The organism is Mesorhizobium sp. M1088, from assembly GCF_040318575.1.
Taxonomy (GTDB): Bacteria; Pseudomonadota; Alphaproteobacteria; order Rhizobiales; family Rhizobiaceae; genus Mesorhizobium.
Map to the genome: position 1 here is coordinate 1 of NZ_JAMYMO010000030.1, position 20,623 is coordinate 20,623.

Annotated in this window: 17 protein-coding genes; 2 read left to right on the top strand and 15 right to left on the bottom strand. The window is 63.2% G+C overall.

Annotated elements, in window-relative coordinates; all coding sequences use genetic code 11:
- Positions 1-134: 134 nt before the first annotated feature.
- From NKH49_RS25425 to NKH49_RS25445, 5 genes are all read right to left on the bottom strand, one after another.
- A complete protein-coding gene (locus tag NKH49_RS25425; protein WP_352928404.1) occupies positions 135-1,247 on the bottom strand; it encodes an ABC transporter ATP-binding protein in 1,113 nt (370 codons plus the stop codon).
- Positions 1,248-1,272: 25 nt separating this feature from the next.
- Positions 1,273-2,937 (bottom strand): beta-galactosidase BglA, encoded by a 1,665-nt coding sequence (gene bglA, locus NKH49_RS25430; protein WP_352928406.1) that lies wholly within the window; start codon positions 2,935-2,937, stop codon positions 1,273-1,275.
- A 4-nt stretch (positions 2,938-2,941) separates the two neighbouring features.
- Complete coding sequence (locus tag NKH49_RS25435) at positions 2,942-4,096, bottom strand: carbohydrate ABC transporter permease (RefSeq protein WP_352767362.1); 1,155 nt, start codon at positions 4,094-4,096, stop codon at positions 2,942-2,944.
- A 1-nt stretch (position 4,097) separates the two neighbouring features.
- Entirely contained in the window at positions 4,098-5,111 is a 1,014-nt protein-coding gene (locus NKH49_RS25440) for a carbohydrate ABC transporter permease (RefSeq protein ID WP_352540346.1), read from the bottom strand.
- Positions 5,112-5,338: 227 nt separating this feature from the next.
- Positions 5,339-6,694, bottom strand: coding sequence for an ABC transporter substrate-binding protein (locus NKH49_RS25445; RefSeq protein ID WP_352681550.1), 1,356 nt, complete (start codon positions 6,692-6,694; stop codon positions 5,339-5,341).
- 360 nt (positions 6,695-7,054) lie between these two features.
- Between NKH49_RS25445 and NKH49_RS25450 the strand changes: the two genes are divergently transcribed.
- Positions 7,055-8,077: a substrate-binding domain-containing protein gene (locus NKH49_RS25450; RefSeq protein WP_031213013.1), complete on the top strand. Its 1,023-nt coding sequence runs from the start codon at positions 7,055-7,057 to the stop codon at positions 8,075-8,077.
- 72 nt (positions 8,078-8,149) lie between these two features.
- On the opposite strand, the gene NKH49_RS25455 is transcribed toward NKH49_RS25450, so the two are convergent.
- Complete coding sequence (locus NKH49_RS25455) at positions 8,150-9,058, bottom strand: LysR family transcriptional regulator (RefSeq protein WP_352928408.1); 909 nt, start codon at positions 9,056-9,058, stop codon at positions 8,150-8,152.
- A gap of 81 nt (positions 9,059-9,139) precedes the next feature.
- Between NKH49_RS25455 and NKH49_RS25460 the strand changes: the two genes are divergently transcribed.
- Positions 9,140-9,634 carry a DUF8737 domain-containing protein gene (locus tag NKH49_RS25460; protein WP_352928410.1) on the top strand — a complete coding sequence of 165 codons (495 nt, stop codon included), beginning with the start codon at positions 9,140-9,142 and terminating at the stop codon, positions 9,632-9,634.
- A 5-nt stretch (positions 9,635-9,639) separates the two neighbouring features.
- On the opposite strand, the gene NKH49_RS25465 is transcribed toward NKH49_RS25460, so the two are convergent.
- The 9 genes from NKH49_RS25465 to NKH49_RS25505 all read right to left on the bottom strand — a co-directional run bounded on the left by NKH49_RS25465 (position 9,640) and on the right by NKH49_RS25505 (position 20,587).
- Positions 9,640-11,079: a S8 family serine peptidase gene (locus NKH49_RS25465; RefSeq protein WP_352928412.1), complete on the bottom strand. Its 1,440-nt coding sequence runs from the start codon at positions 11,077-11,079 to the stop codon at positions 9,640-9,642.
- Positions 11,069-11,737 (bottom strand): anti-sigma factor, encoded by a 669-nt coding sequence (locus NKH49_RS25470; RefSeq protein ID WP_352928414.1) that lies wholly within the window; start codon positions 11,735-11,737, stop codon positions 11,069-11,071. Before NKH49_RS25470 ends, NKH49_RS25465 begins: the two co-directional genes overlap by 11 nt.
- Positions 11,734-12,297 (bottom strand): sigma-70 family RNA polymerase sigma factor, encoded by a 564-nt coding sequence (locus NKH49_RS25475; protein WP_352818714.1) that lies wholly within the window; start codon positions 12,295-12,297, stop codon positions 11,734-11,736. Before NKH49_RS25475 ends, NKH49_RS25470 begins: the two co-directional genes overlap by 4 nt.
- A gap of 133 nt (positions 12,298-12,430) precedes the next feature.
- Positions 12,431-13,270: an alkaline phosphatase family protein gene (locus NKH49_RS25480; RefSeq protein WP_352818712.1), complete on the bottom strand. Its 840-nt coding sequence runs from the start codon at positions 13,268-13,270 to the stop codon at positions 12,431-12,433.
- Between the two features lie 93 nt (positions 13,271-13,363).
- A complete protein-coding gene (locus NKH49_RS25485) occupies positions 13,364-15,049 on the bottom strand; it encodes an ABC transporter ATP-binding protein (RefSeq protein ID WP_352681493.1) in 1,686 nt (561 codons plus the stop codon).
- Complete coding sequence (locus tag NKH49_RS25490; RefSeq protein ID WP_352928416.1) at positions 15,049-15,876, bottom strand: ABC transporter permease; 828 nt, start codon at positions 15,874-15,876, stop codon at positions 15,049-15,051. The genes NKH49_RS25485 and NKH49_RS25490 overlap by 1 nt, the downstream gene beginning before the upstream one ends.
- An 11-nt stretch (positions 15,877-15,887) precedes the next feature.
- Positions 15,888-16,847 carry an ABC transporter permease gene (locus tag NKH49_RS25495; RefSeq protein ID WP_352928418.1) on the bottom strand — a complete coding sequence of 320 codons (960 nt, stop codon included), beginning with the start codon at positions 16,845-16,847 and terminating at the stop codon, positions 15,888-15,890.
- 16 nt (positions 16,848-16,863) lie between these two features.
- Entirely contained in the window at positions 16,864-18,450 is a 1,587-nt protein-coding gene (locus tag NKH49_RS25500) for an ABC transporter substrate-binding protein (RefSeq protein ID WP_352928420.1), read from the bottom strand.
- A gap of 154 nt (positions 18,451-18,604) precedes the next feature.
- The gene (locus NKH49_RS25505) at positions 18,605-20,587 is read right to left on the bottom strand and encodes a CocE/NonD family hydrolase (protein WP_352681533.1); all 1,983 of its coding nucleotides are present in this window, start codon (positions 20,585-20,587) and stop codon (positions 18,605-18,607) included.
- Positions 20,588-20,623 lie beyond the last annotated feature (36 nt).

The following is a 20,623-nucleotide window of genomic DNA, read 5'->3' on the forward strand; positions in this document are numbered from 1 at the left end:
AAAAGTATAGTTTTAGTGGTTGGGGGGTTGTGTTTATCTTAGCTCCTGCTCTTTGTGCTTAAGTTTTATCCGATACAGGCGGGGGGGCCCTGGCGGGCTGCTCTTGTCTCTTGCATGGCGGAAGAACGCCTGCTTCAAGCCGCCTTTGCTTCTGCTTCATGGAGCGCGAAAGAGCGCCCGTCCGCGTCGAAAATATGCAGGTCTCCGGCGTCCGCCGTCAGCCGCAGTGTCGCTCCGCGCTTGACCTCGACATTGCCCGGCAGCTTGGTCACCAGCGGCAGGTCGGCGCGGCCGATGTCGACATAGACGAGCTGGACCTCGCCGAGCTGCTCGACGTAATCGACCGTCCCTTCGAACAAATAGTCGGCGCCGGTGGCAATCATCAGATCCTCCGGCCTCACCCCGAAGCTCACCGCTGCGCCTTTCGCCGACGCAGGCGTTGCGATCGGCATCGTTGCCTTGCGGCCGCCGACATGGCTGACGACCGTCGGGTTGCCGGTCTTGTCGATCGTCGCCGGCAGGATGTTCATCGCCGGCGAGCCGATGAACTGGGCGACGAAAAGATTGCCGGGCCGCTTGTAGAGCTCCATCGGCGTGCCGACCTGTTCGATATGGCCTTCCTTCAGCACGACGATGCGGTCGGCCAGCGTCATCGCCTCGACCTGGTCGTGGGTGACGTAGATCATCGTCGTGGCCGGCATCGACTCCTTGAGCTTGGCGATCTCGATGCGGGTGGCGACGCGCAGCGCCGCGTCGAGGTTGGATAGCGGTTCGTCGAACAGAAAAACCTTGGGATTGCGCACGATGGCGCGGCCGATGGCGACGCGCTGGCGCTGGCCGCCCGACATCGCCTTGGGCAGGCGGTCGAGATATTTGGTCAGCTGCAGGATCTCGGCCGCCTGGCGCACCCGCTTGTCGATCTCGGCCTTGCTTTCCTTGCCGATCTTCATCGAGAAGGCCATGTTGTCGTAGACGGTCATGTGCGGATAAAGCGCATAGGACTGGAACACCATGGCGATGCCGCGCTTTGACGGCGGCACGTCGTTGACGATCTCGCCGTCGATCTTGAGCTCGCCCGAGGTGATCTCCTCCAGCCCGGCGATGCAGCGCAGCAAGGTCGACTTGCCGCAACCAGAGGGACCGACGAAGACGATGAATTCGCCCGACTTTATGTCGAGGTCGACGCCGTGCAGAATGTTGAGATTGCCATATGATTTCCTCACTTGCCTTAGCGTGACATCGGCCATGGTACCCTCCAGTTCTTCCTTGAATTCAGTCGATACGCCCGAACCAGGCGCCGTAGCCGCCGAGGCGGATAGTGCCGGCGCCAGTCTGTCCCGAAAACCCGTGTCCCGGCAAGGGCTGCAATGAGCGGCCGCCAAGATCGACTTCGGCCGGCTTTGCTCCGAGATTGAAGGCGCAGACGATCTGCTCGTTGCCTTCGCGGCGGGTGAAGGCGACGGTGTCGCCCTCGCTTTCGATGAACTCGATATCACCCTTGGCCAGTGCCGGATGGGCGCGGCGGAAAGCCAGGAAGCGCCGGTAGTGCTCGAGCAGCGAGCCGTCGTCGCCCTGCTGCACGTTGACGGCTTGCGCAAGGTGCTTGCTGGGCACCGGCAGCCAGGGCTTTGCCGTCGAGAAGCCGCCATTGCGGGCAGCGCCGTCCCAAACCATCGGCGTACGGCAGCCGTCGCGGCCCTTGAATTCAGGCCAGAAGCGGATGCCGTATGGGTCCTGCAGATCCTCGAAGCTGAGCTCGGCCTCGCTGAGCCCGAGCTCCTCGCCCTGATAGATGCAGACCGAGCCGCGCAACGACATCAGCAGCGCGGAGATGACCTTGAGGTAGGCGGTCGGGTCGGGCTCGCCGGCTGCCCAGCGCGAGGCAGGGCGCATCACGTCATGGTTGGAGAAGGCCCAGCACGACCAGCCGTCGCTGGCCACCTTGCCGAAGGTTTCCAGCACCGAGCGCACCTTTGCCGCGCTGATCTTCTCCGGCGCCAGGAAGTCGAAGGAGTAACACATATGCACGCGCTTGCCGCCGGCCGTATAGGCCGCCACCACTTCCAGCCCACGCTGCGAGTCGCCGACCTCGCCAACCGCGGCCGTCGCCGGGTATTCGTCGAGCAAGGCGCGGAAGCGTTCGAGGAAGCCGAGGTTTTCAGGCCGGCTCTTGTCGTACAGATGGTCCTGGTAGTTGTAGGGGTTGACGGCCGGCGCCGTCTGGTCGTTGCGCTGCTCGGGCGGCAGCGGCGGATTGTTTTCGAGGCCCTGGCTGTGGAAATAGAAATTGATGGTATCGAGGCGAAAACCGTCGACGCCGCGCTCCAGCCAGAAGCGGGTGACGTCGAGCAGCGCGTCCTGGACCGCGCGGCTGTGGAAGTTGAGGTCAGGCTGCTCGGCCAGGAAATTATGCAGATAATATTGCTGGCGGCTGGTGTCCCACTGCCAGGCCGAGCCGCCGAAGATAGACAGCCAGTTGTTGGGCGGCGTGCCGTCCGGCTTGGCATCCGCCCAGACATACCAGTCGGCTTTTGGATTGCTGCGGCTCGACCGGCTTTCCTTGAACCACGGATGGATGTCGGAGGTGTGCGAGAGCACCTCGTCGATCATCACCTTGAGGCCAAGCCGGTGCGCCTCTGCGGTCAGCGCGTCGAAGTCGGCCAGCGTGCCGAACATCGGATCGACTTCGCAATAATCCGACACGTCGTAGCCAAAGTCCTTCATCGGCGATTTGAAGAACGGCGAGATCCAGATGGCGTCGACGCCGAGCGAGGCGATATAGGGCAGCCGGCCGATAATGCCCCTGAGGTCGCCGATGCCGTCGCCGTTCGAATCCTGATAGCTGCGCGGGTAGATCTGGTAGATCACGGCACCTCGCCACCAATCGCGATCGATAGCGAGATCGGGCTTCGGGGTCGCCTTCAAAGCGGATTGCATGATCTCAACCTCCTTTCACCGAGCCGGCAAGCAGCCCGCGGACGAAATAGCGCTGCAGCGAGAAGAACACGATCAGCGGCACGATAATGGTGACGAAGGCCGATGTCGTCAGGATCTCCCAGTCGCCGCCGCGCGAGCCGAGCAACGCATTGAGCTTGGCGGTAAGCACGATCTGGTCGCCCTCGGTACCAAGGAAAACCATCGCCACCAGCAGATCGTTCCACACCCAGAGAAACTGGAAGATGGCGAACGAGGCCAGCACCGGGAACGACAATGGCAGCACGATCTTGACGAAGATCTCGAAATCGCTGGCCCCGTCGATGCGTGCCGACTCCATGATCTCGCGTGGCAGGCCGGCGATATAGCTCCTCAACAGATAGATGGCGAAAGGCAGGCCGAAGCCGGTATGCGCCAGCCAGATGCCGAGATAGGTCTTCGACGGCACGCCGAAGAAGCTGCCGACGCCGTTATAGAGCTTCAATAGCGGGATCAGCGACATCTGCAGCGGCACGACCAGGAGGCCGATGATGACGGCGATGAGCAGCGCCCGGCCGGGAAAGCGCATCCAGGCCAGCGCGTAAGCGGCGAACGCGGCGATCAGGATCGGGATGACGGTCGCCGGAATGGTGACGGTCAGCGAGTTCATGAAGGAGCGGCCGATGCCCTCCGAAAACAGCACCGTGTCGTAATTGTCGGTGGTGAATTTCGGCGGCGCCGACGAGGCGTAATAGACGCGCTGGCCGCGCTCGCCTTCGAAAGCCTTCGGCGAGGTCATGACGAAACTGCCGTCGGCATTGAGCTGCAGGGTCACGCCGTCGCCGAGATCGGCTGTCGTGCCGGCGGGATATTGCGTCGGCGCTGCCGACTTGACGCCGAAGGCGCTGATGTTGCGGGCCGGACCGTCGCCGAAAATATTGCCTTGCAGGATGAACTTGCCGTCCTTCTCGACTTGCGCCGAGGCGGGCGGCAGCCGTCCGGCCTCCGTCTGGCTGGAACTGGTGAACGAGTTCCACCAGCCCGAAGCGATGATCTGGTCCTTGTCGCGCAGCGACGAGACCAGAATGCCGAGCGTCGGGATCGTCCAGATCGCAACGAAGATGAAGACGGCGATATGGACGCCGAAACGGCTGACAAAGGACTTTCCGGTCGCCACGGCCATCTCAATGCCCTTCCGTCTCTTTGTTTGCCTGGCGGATGTTCCAGACCATGATCGGAATGACCGCTATCATGATGATGATGGCGATGGTGGCGCCGCGGCCAAAATCGCCGCCGCCGCGGAACATCCAGTCGAACATCAGATTGGCCAGCACCTGGCTGTTCCACTGGCCGTTGGTCATGGTCAGCACGATGTCGAAAACCTTCAGCACCAGGATGGTGATGGTGGTCCAGACGACGGCGATGGTGCCCCAGATCTGCGGCACCATGATCTTCCAGAAGATCTGGAAAGGGTTGGCGCCGTCGATGACGGCGGCTTCCAGCGTCTCTTCCGGAATGCCGCGCAAGGCCGACGACAGGATGACCATGGCAAAGCCGGTCTGGATCCAGATCAGGATGACCATCAGGAAGAAGTTGTTCCAGAACGGCAGCGAGATCCAGACCTGCGGCTGGCCGCCGAAATACTGGATGATGGCATTGAGCAGGCCGATCTGCGTCTGGCCCTCGCCGCGATATTCGTAGATGAATTTCCAGATGACGCTGGCGCCGACGAACGAGATGGCGAGCGGCAGGAAGATCAGGCTTTTTGCGATGGTGCCCCACCAGATCTTGTCGGTGAGCACGGCGATGATCAGCCCGAGGAAGGTGCAGGCGGCCGGCACCACCGCCAGCCAGATGATGTTGTTGAGGATCGAGTTGCGGAACTCGCGGTCGCCGAACGCCCATTGATAGTTGGCCAAGCCGACGAAATGGGCGCCGCCGCGATCGAGGAACGACAGCCTCAGCGTCTCCACTACCGGGTAGATCAGGTAGATCGTGAGGATGATCATCGCCGGGCCGACGAACAGCCAGGGTCGGATCACCCCCTGCCGGCGCAGATTGTTGATCGCCGCCTTGCCGGAAACGCCGCGTGCCGGAAAGATCGTGTCGAGTGCCTTGTTGGCGCCCCAGAAATAGGCGACGCAGCCGCCCACGCCGATGATGATGACGAATATCGCCGAGAAAATCTGAGCCGCCATGGGTCCCTCCCCCTGCGCACGGATCCGCCAGTCGAGAATGGCTTTGGCGACGGGATCATGCGCCGATTCAGTTGTCTGGAGCGCGACCAGCCGGAAAGCAGGTCACTGGGCGCGCGTCATGCCGGAATACGTTGTGCTCACGACAATCGACGCGACGCCAAGCACCGGATAAGGTCCGGGCCGTTTGAGGCCCGGACCACATCACATTTGGAACTCAAGCCGGCCGCTTACTTGATCGCGTCCCAGCTTTTCTGGATGTCGGTGGCGACGTCCTGGGCGGACTTGCCGCCGACCAGGTCGATCATGCCGGTCCAGAACGCACCGGCGCCGATCTTGCCCGGCATCAGGTCGGACCCGTCGAAGCGGAAGGTCGAGGCGTTGGCCAGGATCTCGCCCTGCTTCTTCAGCGCGTCGCTGGCATAGGCGTCCTTGTTGACCGACTTGAACGGCGTCACGAAGCCGCCCTGCGCCATCCAGATCTCATGAGCGAGCGGCAGCTTCAGGAATTCGATGAACGCGCGGGCACTCTTGCTGTCTTTGGTGATCATGGCGAGCGTGCCGGCGCCGAGCACCGGAGTGCCGAGCTCGGGCTTGGAAGCGTAAGGCGGGAAGTAGAAGAAGTCGGCATCCTCGCCCATCTTGGTGCCTTGCGGGAAGAAGGTCGGGATGAACGATGCCTGATGGTGCAGATAACATTTCGGCGGCACCGAGAAGAGGCCCTTCGGGCTGTCACGGAAATCGGTCGCCGCAACCGCCTTGGCGCCGCCCTCGACCATCTTGTCGTCGGTGGCGATCTTGCCGAAAATGTCGATGGCGTTGACCACTGCCGGATCGTTGAACGGAATTTCGTTCTTCACCCATTTGTCGTAGGTCTCGGGCGTCTGGGTACGCAGCATGATGTCTTCGACCCAGTCGGTCGCCGGCCAGCCGGTGGCGCCGCCCGAACCAAGCCCGATGCACCATGGCGTGCCGCCGTCGGCGATGATCTTCTTTTCGAGCTCGGCAAGCTCTTCCTGCGTCTTCGGCACCTTGTAGCCGGCTTCCTCGAAATTGTCCGGCGAGTACCAGACCAGCGACTTCACGTCGGCCTTATACGGAAAGGCGAAGAAGCCGGGCTTGCCGTCCTTGTCCTTGAACGTGCCGAGATCGACCCAGGATTGGCCGGCGCCGTAATTGTCCTTGACCCAGTTGGCCGTGTCGTCGCCGAGCGGCGTCAAAAGGCCCTTCGATGCTAGATCCTGGATCAGGCCCGGCTGCGGCAGCACGGCAATGTTGGGCGGGCTGCCGGCCTGCGTGTCGATGACGATCTGCTGCTCGTAATTCTCCGACGAGGAGTACTTGATCTCGGCGCCGGTGGCTTCGGAGAAGTAATCGAGGACGGTGCGGATAAGCCCTTCGTCCTCGCCGCGCCACGGCCCGAAGATCGTCAGCGTCTCGCCCTTGAGGTCGACTTTCTTGAGCTCTTCGTAGTTGGCCCAGTTGAAACGGGGATCTTCGCCCGGCTTGAACTTCAGTTCGGCTTGCGCCGGCATGGCGAGCGCAAGCGTGGCGAACGCAGCACCCAGCAGAAGCATTTTCTTCATCGGTATTCCCTCCCAGTGGTGACAAACACCGAACGAAACCTCCATTCCGTCCGCCGGCGCTGCAGGACTGTGACTCAGTCGGAAAGGAACTGCAACCTTTCGTAGAGTCTTCCAAAGCGCTTTGGTGATTTTGATCTCGCCACTGAATTGATCCGGAGTCAAGAGAAAGCCAGACTAATCGATTTAATTTCTGCGGCCGGGTGCCGGCGAAAGTGCGCTGCAGCACAGTTTCTGGCGGTGCAGCAGCAAATTCGGCTTCAAACCGGTCCGAACCGTGCGTATGGTCAGTGCGCTCGGCAACGCGGTTCGTAGCGGCTAGCTCGATTCAGATTAAAAGCGCTTTGAGGTTGGAGGCCTCCGGTGAACCTCAAGCAGCTCTCCCACATGCTGGCGCTTTCGCAGACTACGGTGAGCCGCGCATTGAACGGCTACCCGGAAGTCAACGAGGAAACGCGCCGGCGGGTGGTCGATGCCGCCAAGCGTCACGGCTATCGCCCCAATCCGAGCGCCCGCCGGCTGGCGACCGGCAAGACCGGCATGATCGGCTATGTGCTGCCGACGGGAACGACCGTCGACATCGACCCGCATTTCGTCGAGTTCCTGTCCGGCCTCGGCGACTATGCGCGTTCGCACGAGCTCGACCTGGTGCTGTCACCGGCCGATGCCGACGACCAGGAGACGACCTACCGCCGCATTGTCGCCAACCGGCAGGTCGACGCGGTCTATATCTCGTCGCCGAGGCCGGCCGACCGGCGGGTGGCACTCGTCAACACGCTCGGCATTCCCTTCATCGTCCATGGCCGCAGCGAAGGCTTCGATTTCGACTATCCGTTCACCGACATCGACAATGAGGGCGCCTTCCACGAGGCGGCACGGCTACTCGTTCAGCTCGGTCATAGGCGTCTGGCGCTGATCAACGGCGACGATCGCGAGACCTTCGCCATCCATCGCGAGCGCGGCGTGCGCCGCGCGCTTGCGGCGAGCGGCCTGGTGCTTCGTGATCAGCATGTCTGTTCGCTCACCATGACCGAGGAGAACGGCTACCGCGCCGCCCGGCGCTTGCTGGAACAAAGCGACGCGCCGACGGCGATCGCCTGCTCCAGCCTGATCATGGCGCTCGGCGTGGTGCGCGCGGTGCGCGATCTCGGCCTGACCATTCCGGGCGACCTGTCGCTGATCGCCCATGACGACGTCTTTCCCTGGCTGAAGCCGGAAAATTTTTCGGTGCCATTGTCGACGACGCGTTCGTCGATCCGCCTCGCCGGCGCGCGCATCGCCGAACGGCTGGCGGCGCGAATTTCCGGCCTGGAGGAGGGCGCTCGCGGCGAAGTCTGGCCGGTCGACCTGGTGGTCAGGGGATCGGTCGCCGGCGCGCCGGCCTAGAGGCAATCACTCTGAACGGCCGAGGTCGACTCTTGGCGGCTGTTGGCCAGCACCAGCGGGTGCGTCCTGGCCTCAGGTCGCGGATTTGAGGTGATCGATGAAGGCGCGCAGCTTCGGCAGGACTTGGCGCTTGCCGGGATGATAAAGGAAGACACCCGGCGTCGTCGTGGCGACGCTGTCCAGCACCGACTGGAGTTTTCCTTCGGCTATCGGACCTTCGGCGAGTGGTCGCGGCGTCTGCGCCAGCCCGACGCCCCGCATCGCGGCCCCGACCAATGTCGAATAGTCGTGCGCAATCAGCGGGCCTGAGACGATCGCTTCGATTGCACCGTTACCATCGATGAACGACCAGGGTGCGATGGCGCCATTCGAGCGGCGCAAGCGTAAGCAGGCGTGGTGGCGCAAGTCGTCGACACGCTCGGGACGGCCGTAGCGCTCAAAATAGTCAGGGCTGCCGACGACTACGAACGAGAACGGCGGGGTCAGCCGCACCGCGACCATGTCGGCGGCGATGAGTTGCCCGAGGCGGATGCCGGCGTCGAACCCGCCGGTCGCGAGATCGACCATCTGGTCGCTCACGGCGATCTCCAGTTCGATCTCAGGATAGGCTTGGCAGAACGACGCGAGCACCGGCTCCAACATCAGCGGCACGATAGCGCGAGGCACAGACAGGCGCAGCAGACCGGTCGGCCGCTGGCCGATATCGCGGGCAGCCTCGCCGGCCGCTACGAGCTCCTCGAATGCCGGGCCGGCACGGTCGAGGAACCGCTGGCCAGGTTCGGTTAAACCAACGCTCCGCGTCGTGCGGACGAACAACGCCGTGCCCAGGCGAGCTTCCAGCGCGCGCACCGCTTGGCTCACGGCCGATGGCGTCACGCCGAGATCGGCGGCGGCACGGCGGAAGTTACGCCGCCTGGCGACGGCCAGGAACGCCTCGACGCCCTCCAGCGCACCATGTCGGACTGTGTAGTTCTGCTTCATAGGTTGTTGTGATTACACCGGATAGTCGAATTGCGGTAGCGGGCTTAAAGCCGCGTGAACCAACTATTGAGAGTAGGCCAAATGTCCACGGAAATGGTGTTCCAAACCCATCTTGTTCTCGGCTATCTCGCGTGGCTGCTTTGCTTCGGCGCGTACGGTTTGCCGTTGCTCAGGTCGATGGACCGGGTCGCGGCGCAACGCGCTATCGCTATGCTGCACAGCTTCCGCTTCTTCGGGCTCGTCTTCCTGGTTCCGGGCGTCGTAAGCCCCACTCTGCCCGCTGATTTCGCCGTGTTCGCCGCCTACGGCGATTTCGCGACTGGCGTGCTGGCCATGCTGGCGCTGCTCACGGTGAGGATACGCCCGCTCTTCTGGCCGTTGGTCGTCGCCTTCAATGTCGCAGGGACCGTCGACCTCATCGTCGACTATTACCACGCCATTCAGATCGGCCTTCCTGGACGCGCAGGCGAACTGGGCGCCACCTACGCGATCCCGATCATCTACGTACCGCTGCTGATGATAACGCATATCGCCGCATTCTATTTTCTCCTACGTCCTCAGCAAAACGCGACCTGAGCGGGCTATTCCTTCGCCGCCTCGGCCGCCTTGGTGTTCAGAAGCCCGTAGCCGAAGTCATTGTCCCGCCCCTTCGCGCCGAGATCCTTTGCCGTGGCGGCAAGTGCTTTCTCGACCCAGTCGGCGGAGCGGTCGGGCGCGGCATGCAACAGATTGGCGACGGCGCCGGTCACGATCGCCGCGGCGAAGGACGTCCCGGTCACCACGTCCGAGCCGGCGCCGCTCGGCGCCACCATCTCGACGCCGGGAGCGGAGATGAAGACATAGGCGCCGCGATTGGCCTGCGGCATCAGCCCGTCCTTGGCATCGGTGGCCGTCACCGCGATCACGCCGTCGAAGGCGGCCGGATAACCATAGGGCGCCTTCGGTCCGTTATTGCCGGCGGCCGCAACCAGCACGATGCCAAGCGCACGCGCATTGCGGCAGGCGATGCCGAGCAGGTCGTTCTTCGGGCCGACGAAGCTCATATTGATGATGCGGACATCCTGCTCCGCCGCCCAGTCAAGCGCCGAAAGGATGACGTCCATGGTCGACTTGCCGCCCTCGAAGGCGCGGGCATGATAGATCCTGGCGCCCGGCGCCATGCCTTTGAACGCGCCGGTGCCGGCGATCAGTCCATCGACCGAAGTGCCGTGGTCGCGCGCCTCGATCGGCACGTCGGGCATGGCATCGAACTGCCCGGCGATGACGCCGGAGAGCGCCGGATTGCCGTCGTCGATGCCGGTGTCGATGACGCCGACGCGCACATTCTCGCCGCTGGCTTTGTCGGCATCGAGCGCGATGCGCTCGAACGCATAATTGGCGATGCTGGCCGCCTGCTGCAGCGAGTAGACATGGTTGGCCTCACGCCGCAAAGTGCGGCCGTCGGCGGCGAGCTGCGCCAGCACAACGCCGACCGGGTGGCCATCGGGAATGCCGAAGCGCACCAGCGTGTTGCCGAGCAGCCGCGACTGCCGCTGCGAGCGTATCTCGAGGCCGAACGAGGCCGCGATCTGCTGGACCGCGCCGGCATCGCCATTGACGGTGACCAGCACCTCGTCGGGCACGAAATCGCCGGTCACGGCGCGCGGCGGCTCGGTTGCCACAAGATCGGTCGGCGCAACCACCGCACCGCCCGGCGCGGCAAGCTGTATTGCCGGCGCGACGGCGGGTGGGGTTGCAGTATTGCCAGGAGGTATCGGCGCCTCGGTGACTACGGCAGGATTGGGGAACAGGTCGACAATCAAGCCCGGAAGAAACACCGCGCCCGTCGTTCCATGAGCCGGCGCTTTGCCGCCATCCTTCACGCCGCCGCCATCCTTGGCGCAGTCGGCGTTGGCAGCATTTCCCCGGTTCAGGCAGTCGATCTCAGCCTGGGTGAGGTTAGGATCGTTGGTTTGTGCAACGGCAGACGCGGCGAAGATTGTCATCGCCGCCGTCAATCGAATGACCGCCTCAGCCGCCATCAGCCGGTTTCCTTCCCTCCAGGGCAGCTTCGGTGAAAGGCTGGGCGGCGATAAGGCCAAGCAGCTTCTGATAGTCGGCGGCGGTCTCGGCCGGGACGCCGACGCGGAAGACGCCGTCGGCGGTCGGCCCGCCAGCGATCTTCAACTGGTTCTGGTCGAGAAAAGCGACGATATCGGACAGCTTCGCATCCGGTTTGAACTTCACCAGTGCAAACGGCATTTTGGCCAGATCGTCCTCCGATCCGGCAATCTCGAAATCGCCACCTCTGTTGCCGGTCTGCACAAAGGATTGCGCGACGACCAGGGCCAGCAGCACCGCGGCCGCGGCCCAGGCGACGCCGGCGGGCACCGCCATGAAGCGGCTCCAGGCTTGCGCCAGCCAGGACGATGCCGTCGGCGCGCGGGACGGGCCGGCCTCGGCGTCGAGCGCCTTGGCAAAGCGGCTGAGCGCATCGGCCGGCGGGCGGATTGCCTCGTTTGCGGCAGCGGTGCCGGAGAATTCGGCCTCGGCCTCGCCTAGTGCGGCCATCGCCGCCGGATCGCTCGTCAGCCATTCCTCGATGGCTTCGAGCTCGGTGCCCTCCAGCGAGCCGTTCAGATAAAACGGCAGCAGCATTTCCATTTCGTCGCGGCGTGACATCTTTTCAGCGGCGCTCATGGCCACCCCCTGTCGTAACCGGCGGCCTTGAGGGCTTCGCCGAGTTTCTTGCGGGCGTAGAACATCCTGGTCTTGACCGTTGCGACCGGGATGCCGAGTACCTCGCCGATCTCGCTCACCGATTGCCCGTGATAATAGGCAAGGTCGATCACCGTGCGGTGCTCTTCCGGCATGGCATCGATAAAGCGTCGCAAGGCGGCGGCCTTGTCTTCCTTCATCGTCACGACTTCCGGCGTGTCGGCGCCGTCGGCGACCTGGGCCGCGTCATGGTCGTCGATCCAGTCTTCCTTCCTCTTGCGCAGCAGGGACAGCGCCTTGAAGCGGGCAATGCCGAGCAGCCATGTCGAGACCTCCGAGCGCCCCTCGAAGGCCGGTGCCTGCCGCCAGAGTTCGAGGAACACCTCGTTCGCGATATCGTCGGCCATCTGTTCCGATCCCGTCTGGCGTGCCACGAAGCGGTAGACCCGCGCGTGGTGGCGCATGAACAGGAGCCGCACGGCGGCACGGTCGCCTTTCGCGACCCGCTCGACAAGCGCGCGATCGGTCTCCGCGGCCGTCATCGCCGGTCGAGCCGCCTGGCTCCTGCCTGCTCTGTCGCTGATCGGCCCAAAAAGGTTCACCGCATCCGCCCGTATATCTGCGGAGGCTAACTGAAGAGCGGGAGCGTTGCCAGAGGGAGAAGAGGGCGCGCGCTCAACTCAGGAACGGCTTTGCCTTCATCGTCGCCGGCACCGGCACGCCGAGGCGCGCAAGCACCGTCGGCGCGAGCTGCAACTGATCGAGCAGCGTATTGGCTTCCGGACCCTCGCCGGATCCGAAGTAGTAAAGTGCGAAATTCTGCATCTCCTCGTCGTGGCCGCCATGATGGCCGCGATCGGTCTGGCCATGATCGGCGGTGACGATCACCTCGTAGCCGGCTTCCCGCCAGCGCGGCAGGAAGCCGGCGAGCATGGCGTCCATTGCATAGACGGCATGATCCATCTCGTGGCAGTCATGGCCGAAGCGGTGGCCCATCGAGTCCAGAGTACAGCTGTGCAGGATGCCGTAGTCGATGCCGTAGCGCCTGGTCAGCATGGTCAACGTCGCGAACAGGTCGACGTCGCTCGGTGTCATCTGGTTCCTGGCATTGTAGCCGGTCATGGTGTGAAACCGGCCATGGCTGATCGGCCTGCCCGGCTGGTCGAACTCCATGTCCTCGACCAGATCGAACGGATAGGCCCGGAAGAATTCGGACCAGTAGGAGTGGGTGACCGCACCGGTCTTGCCGCCGGCCCTGCTGACTTCGGAAAAGATGTCCGGCTGTTCGACGCGAAACCGGTTCTCGTTCGACAGGATACCGTGCATTTGGGGCGGCACGCCGGTGTGGATCGAGGCATAGCAGGATGCCGAGGTCGACGGCAGCACGGAGCGCATTTTCCATACGCGGGCTTCGCCTGATTGCACCCAGCCTTCGAGATTGCCCATCAGCCGACGCCAGTTCCGGTAAGGCACGCCGTCGAGGATGATGAGCAATAGTTTTGTGTTGAGCGCCAAGGGCGCCTCCATGCGGCTTAATCGGAAAAGTCAGGGCCGGCCTGCCGTTCAATCCACGCCCGGACAGGATCGTCGGGCGCAAAGTGCGGCCCGCTAGTTCCCCGCGCTGGCCATGCGCCGTCCCTTGATCGCCTTCTCTAGCCAGCCGATCTCCATTTCTGGCACCGACGATAGCAAAAGATCGGTGTAGGCATCGAATGGTGGCGTCAGCACGGTGCTCTTGGCGCCGTAGCGCACCACTTCGCCGCGATACATCACGGCGATTGAATCGGCGATCGACTTGACCGTGGCCAGGTCGTGGGTGATGAACAGATAGGCGACGTTTTCCTCTTTCTGCAGCCCGAGGAGCAGCTCCAGTATGCCGTGGGCGACCAGCGGATCGAGCGCCGAGGTCACCTCGTCGCAGATGATTAGCTTCGGCTTTGCGGCGAGCGAGCGGGCGATGCAGACGCGCTGCTTCTGGCCGCCCGAAAGCTCGGCCGGATAGCGGTCGACATAGCCTTTGCCCATTTCGATCTTGTCGAGCAGTTCCGCGACACGGGCGTCACGTTGCCTTCCGCGCAGACCGAAATAGAATTCCAGCGGCCGACCGATGATGGTGCCGACCGTCTGGCGCGGGTTCATCGCCACGTCGGCCATCTGGTAGATCATCTGCAGTTGGCGAAGATCCTCTTTCGGCCGGTCGGCAAGCCGGTTGGCGAGCGGCCGTCCGTCGAAGGTGACGGTGCCTTGTTCGGGCGGCAAGAGGCCGGTGATGGCGCGCGCCAGTGTCGATTTGCCGGAGCCGGACTCGCCGACCACCGCCAGCGTCTGGCCGGGGAAAATATCGACCGAGACGTTCTTCAGCACCTTGATGTGACTGCGGCCATAGGCGGCGGTGATGTTCTTGACCGACAGGAACGGGCTCGTGCCGGGCTTCTGCTCCTGGTGTTCGATCTCATGCACCGAAACCAGCGCGTTGGTGTATTCTTGGCGCGGCTCCTTGATGATCTGGCGGGTGCCGCCCCATTCGACCAGCCGGCCGTGGCGCAACACCATGATCTCGTCCGAGACCTGGGCGACGACGGCAAGGTCGTGAGTGATGTAGAGTGCCGCGACATGCGTGTCGCGGATGGCATCCTTGATCGCCGCCAAGACGTCGATCTGCGTCGTCACGTCCAGCGCCGTGGTCGGCTCGTCGAAGACGATCAGGTCGGGCTCCGAGCACAGCGCCATTGCCGTCATCACGCGCTGCAGCTGACCGCCCGACACCTGGTGGGGAAAGCGCTCGCCGATGCTTTCGGGGTTCGGCAGGCTGAGCTTCTTGAACAGCGCCACGGCGCGCTTTTCGGCTTCGGCCCGCGTCGCCGTGCCGTGCAGGAGTGCTGCCTCGACCACCTGGTCCATCAGCCTGTGCGCCGGATTGAAGGCGGCTGCCGCCGATTGCGCGACATAGCAGACCTCGCGGCCGCGCAATTTGCGAAACCCTTCGTTGCCGCCCTTCAGGATGTCGCGGCCATTGAGGATGACCTCGCCGCCGGTGATGCGCACGCCGCCGCGGCCGTAGCCCATCGACGACAGGCCGATGGTCGATTTGCCGGCGCCGGACTCGCCGATCAATCCGAGCACCTTGCCCTTTTCGAGCGTCAGCGAGACATCGTGCACCAGCACGATGTTCTTCGGCGCCTCACCCGGCGGATATACCGTGGCCTCGATGCGCAGATTGCGGATGTCGAGCAGCACGCCGGACTTTGGTTGCCCGGGCTTCGGTTGCCCGGGCTTCGGTTGCTTGTCAGCCATTACCCGCGTCCTCCCTTCAGGCTTGTCGTACGGTTGAGCACCCAGTCGGCGACGAGATTGACGGAAATCGCCAGCGCTGCGATCGCCGCCGCCGGAATGAGGGCGGCGCCTATGCCGAAGACGATGCCATCCTTGTTTTCCTTGACCATGCCGCCCCAATCGGCGTCCGGCGGCTGCACGCCAAGCCCGAGGAAGGACAGCGTCGACAGGAACAGTACGGCATAGATGAAGCGCAGGCCGAGTTCCGAAACCAGCGGCGACAGCGCATTGGGCAGGATTTCCCGGAAGATGATCCAGCCGCTGCCTTCGCCGCGCAATTTGGCCGCCTCGACATAGTCCATGACGTTGATATCGACGGCGACCGCCCTCGACAGGCGGTAGACGCGGGTCGAGTCGAGAACGCCCATGACCAGGATCAGCGTCACCAGATTGGATGGCAGCACCGACAGCACCACAAGCGCCATGATCAGCGTCGGGATCGACATCAGGAGATCGACGAGACGCGACAGAAGCGTGTCGAACCAGCCGCCGAAAACCGCCGCCGAGAAGCCGAGGATGGCGCCGAGCGAGAACGACAGCGCGGTCGCCAGCACCGCGATGAACAGGGTGATGCAGGCGCCATAGATCATGCGCGACAACAGATCGCGGCCGAGATTGTCGGTGCCCAGCCAATGCGCCGCCGACATCGGTTCCCAAGGGACGTCGCTGACGATCTCGGCATTGCCATGCGGCGCGATCCACGGCGCAAAGATCGCTGCCAGCACGAACAGCGCCGTCAGCACGATGCCGACCAATGCCGGGATGGGGATGCGTTTGATGACGAGCATACCCGCCCCCCTCATTTCGGATGTCTGAGGCGCGGATTGGCGACGATCGCCGCTATGTCCGCGATGATGTTCAGGCTGATGTAGACAGCGGCGAAGATCAGCCCGACCGCCTGCACCACCGGCACGTCACGCTTGGTGACGTGGTCGACGAGGTATTGGCCCATGCCTGGATAGACAAAGATAACTTCGACCACGACGACGCCGACGATCAGGTAAGCGAGATTGAGCATCACGACGTTGATGATCGGCGCGATGGCATTGGGGAAGGCATGCCTGCGGATGACCGCGAAGGCCGAAAGCCCCTTGAGTTCGGCGGTCTCGACATAGGCGGACTGCATCACATTGAGGATCGCAGCGCGCGTCATGCGCATCATATGCGCGAGCACCACCAGGGTCAGCGCTGCCGCCGGCAGTGCTATGGCCTGAATGCGTTCGCCGAAAGGCATCCCGTCATAGACCGTGGAAATGGCGGGAAACCATTGATGTTGCACCGCGAAGAAAAAGACGAGCACATAGCCGATGAAGAATTCCGGAAACGAGGTCGAGGCGAGCGCTAACCCGGAGATCAGCTTGTCGACCCAGCCATTGCGGTAGCGCACCGCGATCAGGCCGAGGATGATCGCCAGCGGCACCGCGACGATCGCCGCCCAGAAGGCAAGGAACAGCGTGTTCCACAGCCTTCCCTTGATAGAGGTTGCGATATCCTGACCGCTCGACATAGCCGTGCCGAGATCACCGGTCAGGATGCCGCCGAGCCAGCGAAAATAACGGATGTAAGCGGGATCATTGAGGCCGAGCTGCTCGCGCAGATTGGCGAGCGACTCCGGTGTCGCCGACTGCCCGAGAATGGCTTGCGCGACGTCGCCGGGCAGGATTTGGGTGCCGGCGAAGATCAGGACCGAAACGGCCAACAGCAGCAGAATGCCCAGCGCAATGCGCTGGGCCACCAGTTTCACGATGGTTGAGGACATATCCGCAAGGCCGGGCTCAGGCTTCGAGCCAGCACTTCGCCAGAGCATATCCGTTCATCAACTCCTGATGCGGATCATCCACCCAGCCGGCGACCTTGGCGCCCGTCGCGTCGATGAACTGATTGAACATCGGCAGGATCAAGCCGCCCTCGTCGCGCACCATCACAGCCATGTCGTGGTACATTGCCTTGCGCTTGGCCTCGTCGAGCTCGGCGCGAGCCGCCAGCACCATCTTGTCGAAATCCGGACGCTTGAAACGTGTGTCGTTCCAGTCGGCCGTCGACAGATAGGCGGTAGAGTACATCTGGTCCTGCGTCGACCGGCCGCCCCAGTAGGAGGCGCAGAAGGGCTGCTTGTTCCAGACTTCCGACCAGTAGCCGTCGCCCGGTTCGCGTTTGATCTCCAGCTTGATGCCGGCCTTGGCCGCGCTTTGCTGGAACAGCTGTGCGGCATCGACGGCACCGGGGAAGGCGACGTCCGACGTCCGGAGCAGGACGGCACCGTCATGGCCCGATTTCTTGTAGTGGAACTTGGCCTTATCGGGATCGTATTTGCGCTGCTCGATCTCGGTGAATAGCGGGTACGATGCATTGATCGGGAAGTCGTTGCCGAGCGAGCCATAGCCACGCAGCACCTTGTTCAGCATCTCCTCGCGGTCGATCGCCAGCTTCAACGCCATCCGCAAGTCGTTGTTGTCGAACGGCGCGGTGTCGCAGTGCATGATGAAGACGTAGTGGCCGGGTCCCGAATGGTTGCGGATGGTGACGCCGGGCACGCGCTTGATCAGATCGACGATCTTCGGCTCGACCCGGTTGATCATGTTGACCTGGCCGCCCTGCAGCGCCGCCGTGCGGGCCGTGGCGTCGTTGATGACGATGATCTCTATCTGGTCGGCATGGCCCATCTTGTCGCCCTGCCAGTAATTGGCGAAGCGCTCGCCGCCATGGCGCACGCCGGGCTCGTTGGTGGTGACCTTGTAAGGACCCGCCGAGATACCGGCATCGGCCTTGTCCTTGCCGCCGTTCGGCTGGATGATCAGGTGATAGTCGCTAAGCAGGTAGGGCAGGTCGGCATTCGGCTCCTTCAGCGTCAGCACCACTTCCTTGCCGCTGGCCTTTATGCTCTCGATGCCTTTCATGTAACCGAGCGCGCCGGACTTCGACTTCTCGTCCGAATGGCGTTCGAGGGTGGCGGCCACGTCCTCTGCGGTCACCTTCTTGCCGTCGTGGAACTCGACGCCATCGCGGATCTTCAGCGTCCAGGTCTTGGCGTCGTCCGACGAGCCGATCTCCTCGGCGATGCGGTTCTCGAGCTTGCCTTCGGGAGACAGTTCGACGATCAGTTCGCCCCACATCTTGCCGAAGGCGAACGGCACCTGCGTCATAAACAGCGCCGGATCGAGGCTGTTGGTGGACTCGCCACCGACCAGGCCGGCCTTGAGCGTGCCGCCCTTGACCGGACCCGCCGCGCGGGAAGCGCTGGATAGCAGCGAATTGGCGAAAGTTGCGGTGACGCCAAGCGCTGCTGCCCGGCCGAGAAAATCGCGACGGCTCAGCTTGCCGGACGCAACGCGCCGGCTCAGATATTCCAGTTCGTTCGACATGTTGAGTTCCTCACTCTGTTGGTCCGACCTTATGGTCGTTTTTCTCATTTCTATCGGGAGAATAATGACCGTAAGGGAAAGCGGTAAGCAAGACCGAATGCGACATGCCGTGGCGTAAATCGTGCGTCGCAATTGGACCAATCGCTATAAGCGCTCAAAGCAGTGCGCGCGGGATTTTCTCCTCGAAGTTGCGCTCGAAGACGAGTTTCTCGCCTTCGTAGGCTTCGATTCTGGCGCTAACCACGAAGCTTTGCGCGTCGGACCGCATTTCGGCGAAGGTTTCTGTGCGCACCGACCATCCATTTCGCGACAGCGTCTGGGTCCAATGCGTCTTGCCCGAGGCTGACAGCGGATTGTCGGGATGGATCGCCCATGTCTCTCTGGCGATGCTGCCATTGGCGAGGCCATGCCCCAGGTCGCGCACCTCACCGAAATCGTCGACGATGAAAAGCGTAATCATTCCGGTCTTTTCGTCGCGATCGACATGACGCTCGGAATTGGCGGGCCGAAGCGTCTCCGTTGCCCAGGGCGCAGCACCTTCGGGAGCGGGGAAGGTGACCTCGTCGCCTGTCGCTGGCGGGCGCACCGGCAGCATCAATGTCGCGGCCGACAATTCCAGCCGGACCGGCTCCGGCGACGGCCAGATCATCGGCCAGTAGGCGTTCGAAACGGCAACGCGCAAGCGATGGCCGGCCGGCACGCGATAGGCGCATTGGTCGAGCACCACCCGGGCGCTGACGGTTTCGCCGGGCACCAGCGCTTCGGGAAATTCGTGCGAGTTGCGATGCGTCAGGTTGAGCACGCCGTACGAGATCAGCTCCGATGCCCCGTCCGGATGGACGTCGCACAGCCGAACCGCGATGTTCGCCTGGCGCCGGTCCGACGAGACGCTGACCACAACTTCGGGAGCACCGACAATGTCGACCGTTTCGGTCAGCACCGGCTGGTCGAAGCACACCGACAGCGCATCGTCGGGGCGCTGGTCACCCGGCAGTTCCGGGCCGAAGGTGAAGGGGAAATATTCGCCGCCGGCGAGGCCGCAGCTTTGCGGCGAAGCGACGATAGCGTGGTTACCTTCAGCGATAAGCTCAACCTCTTGGGTCTTGATGTTGGGTGACGGCCATTCCGATTCAGCGACCCAGCGGCCCGGGCGCTCGGGATGCCAGCGCGCCGGACGCACGCTGTCCATGACATAGGCGCGGTAGGCGGGGTCGGCCTCGACGCCGGTGTCGATATCCTTCAGCCAGCGGTCCCACCAGCGCAAGGCCTCCTGCAGGAAGCCGATGCGCGGTTCGGGCGCGGCGTAATGCGGGTATTTGTGGATCCACGGGCCGACGATGCCCTTGACCGGCGCCTCGATATTGACGGCGAGATGGGAAATCGTATTGCGATAGCCATCATGCCAGCCGCCGATCGACAGCACCGCGGCATGGATGGCGGAATAGTCCTCGCAGATCGAGCCGCGCTTCCAATAGGCATCGCGATGCTGGTGCTTTAGCCACAGCGGTACCAGGAAGGGCTGGTTCTCCAGCCTGGTCAGCCACAGGTCGCGCCATCTGTTGTCGCCGGCCAGCAACGGATCCGGCGGCCTTGACGAATAGGACAGCATGGTCGAGGCCCAGCCGAAATTCTCGATCAGCAGGCAGCCGCCCTTGTAGTGGATGTCGTCGGCATAGCGGTCGACCGTCGAACAGAGACTGATGACCGCCTTCAGCGCCGGCGGCTGCTTGGCTGCTACCTGCAGGCAGTTGAAGCCGCCCCACGAAATGCCCATCATGCCGGCATTGCCGTTGCACCAGGGCTGGTCCGCCGCCCAGGCGATGACGTCGCAAGCGTCCTGCAATTCCTGCTCGGAATATTCGTCGTCCATCAGCCCTTCGGAATCGCCATTGCCGCGCATGTCGACGCGGATCGAGGCGTAGCCGTGGCCGGCAAAATAGGGATGCGTCAGCTGATCACGATAGATCGTGCCGTCGCGCTTGCGATAGGGCAGGTGTTCGAGGATTGCCGGCACTGGATCGTCGGCAGCATCGGCCGGCATCCACACCCGCGCCGACAGCCGGCAGCCGTCCGGCATGATGATCCCCATATCCGGAAATTCGACGATCTTTCGTGGGAATTCAGTGACGATTTTCATGCGGGCGAACTCCAGGAGCGCCAGATGATGGAGCCC

Bases quoted from the DNA above. Each gene is read 5' to 3' on its own strand.
- NKH49_RS25425 (WP_352928404.1), bottom strand. From the start codon at position 1,247: ATGGCCGATGTCACGCTAAGGCAAGTGAGGAAATCATATGGCAATCTC.
- bglA (WP_352928406.1), bottom strand. From the start codon at position 2,937: ATGCAATCCGCTTTGAAGGCGACCCCGAAGCCCGATCTCGCTATCGAT.
- NKH49_RS25435 (WP_352767362.1), bottom strand. From the start codon at position 4,096: ATGGCCGTGGCGACCGGAAAGTCCTTTGTCAGCCGTTTCGGCGTCCAT.
- NKH49_RS25440 (WP_352540346.1), bottom strand. From the start codon at position 5,111: ATGGCGGCTCAGATTTTCTCGGCGATATTCGTCATCATCATCGGCGTG.
- NKH49_RS25445 (WP_352681550.1), bottom strand. From the start codon at position 6,694: ATGAAGAAAATGCTTCTGCTGGGTGCTGCGTTCGCCACGCTTGCGCTC.
- NKH49_RS25455 (WP_352928408.1), bottom strand. From the start codon at position 9,058: ATGAAGCAGAACTACACAGTCCGACATGGTGCGCTGGAGGGCGTCGAG.
- NKH49_RS25460 (WP_352928410.1), top strand. From the start codon at position 9,140: ATGTCCACGGAAATGGTGTTCCAAACCCATCTTGTTCTCGGCTATCTC.
- NKH49_RS25465 (WP_352928412.1), bottom strand. From the start codon at position 11,079: ATGGCGGCTGAGGCGGTCATTCGATTGACGGCGGCGATGACAATCTTC.
- NKH49_RS25470 (WP_352928414.1), bottom strand. From the start codon at position 11,737: ATGAGCGCCGCTGAAAAGATGTCACGCCGCGACGAAATGGAAATGCTG.
- NKH49_RS25475 (WP_352818714.1), bottom strand. From the start codon at position 12,297: ATGACGGCCGCGGAGACCGATCGCGCGCTTGTCGAGCGGGTCGCGAAA.
- NKH49_RS25485 (WP_352681493.1), bottom strand. From the start codon at position 15,049: ATGGCTGACAAGCAACCGAAGCCCGGGCAACCGAAGCCCGGGCAACCA.
- NKH49_RS25490 (WP_352928416.1), bottom strand. From the start codon at position 15,876: ATGCTCGTCATCAAACGCATCCCCATCCCGGCATTGGTCGGCATCGTG.
- NKH49_RS25495 (WP_352928418.1), bottom strand. From the start codon at position 16,847: ATGTCCTCAACCATCGTGAAACTGGTGGCCCAGCGCATTGCGCTGGGC.
- NKH49_RS25500 (WP_352928420.1), bottom strand. From the start codon at position 18,450: ATGTCGAACGAACTGGAATATCTGAGCCGGCGCGTTGCGTCCGGCAAG.
- NKH49_RS25505 (WP_352681533.1), bottom strand. From the start codon at position 20,587: ATGAAAATCGTCACTGAATTCCCACGAAAGATCGTCGAATTTCCGGAT.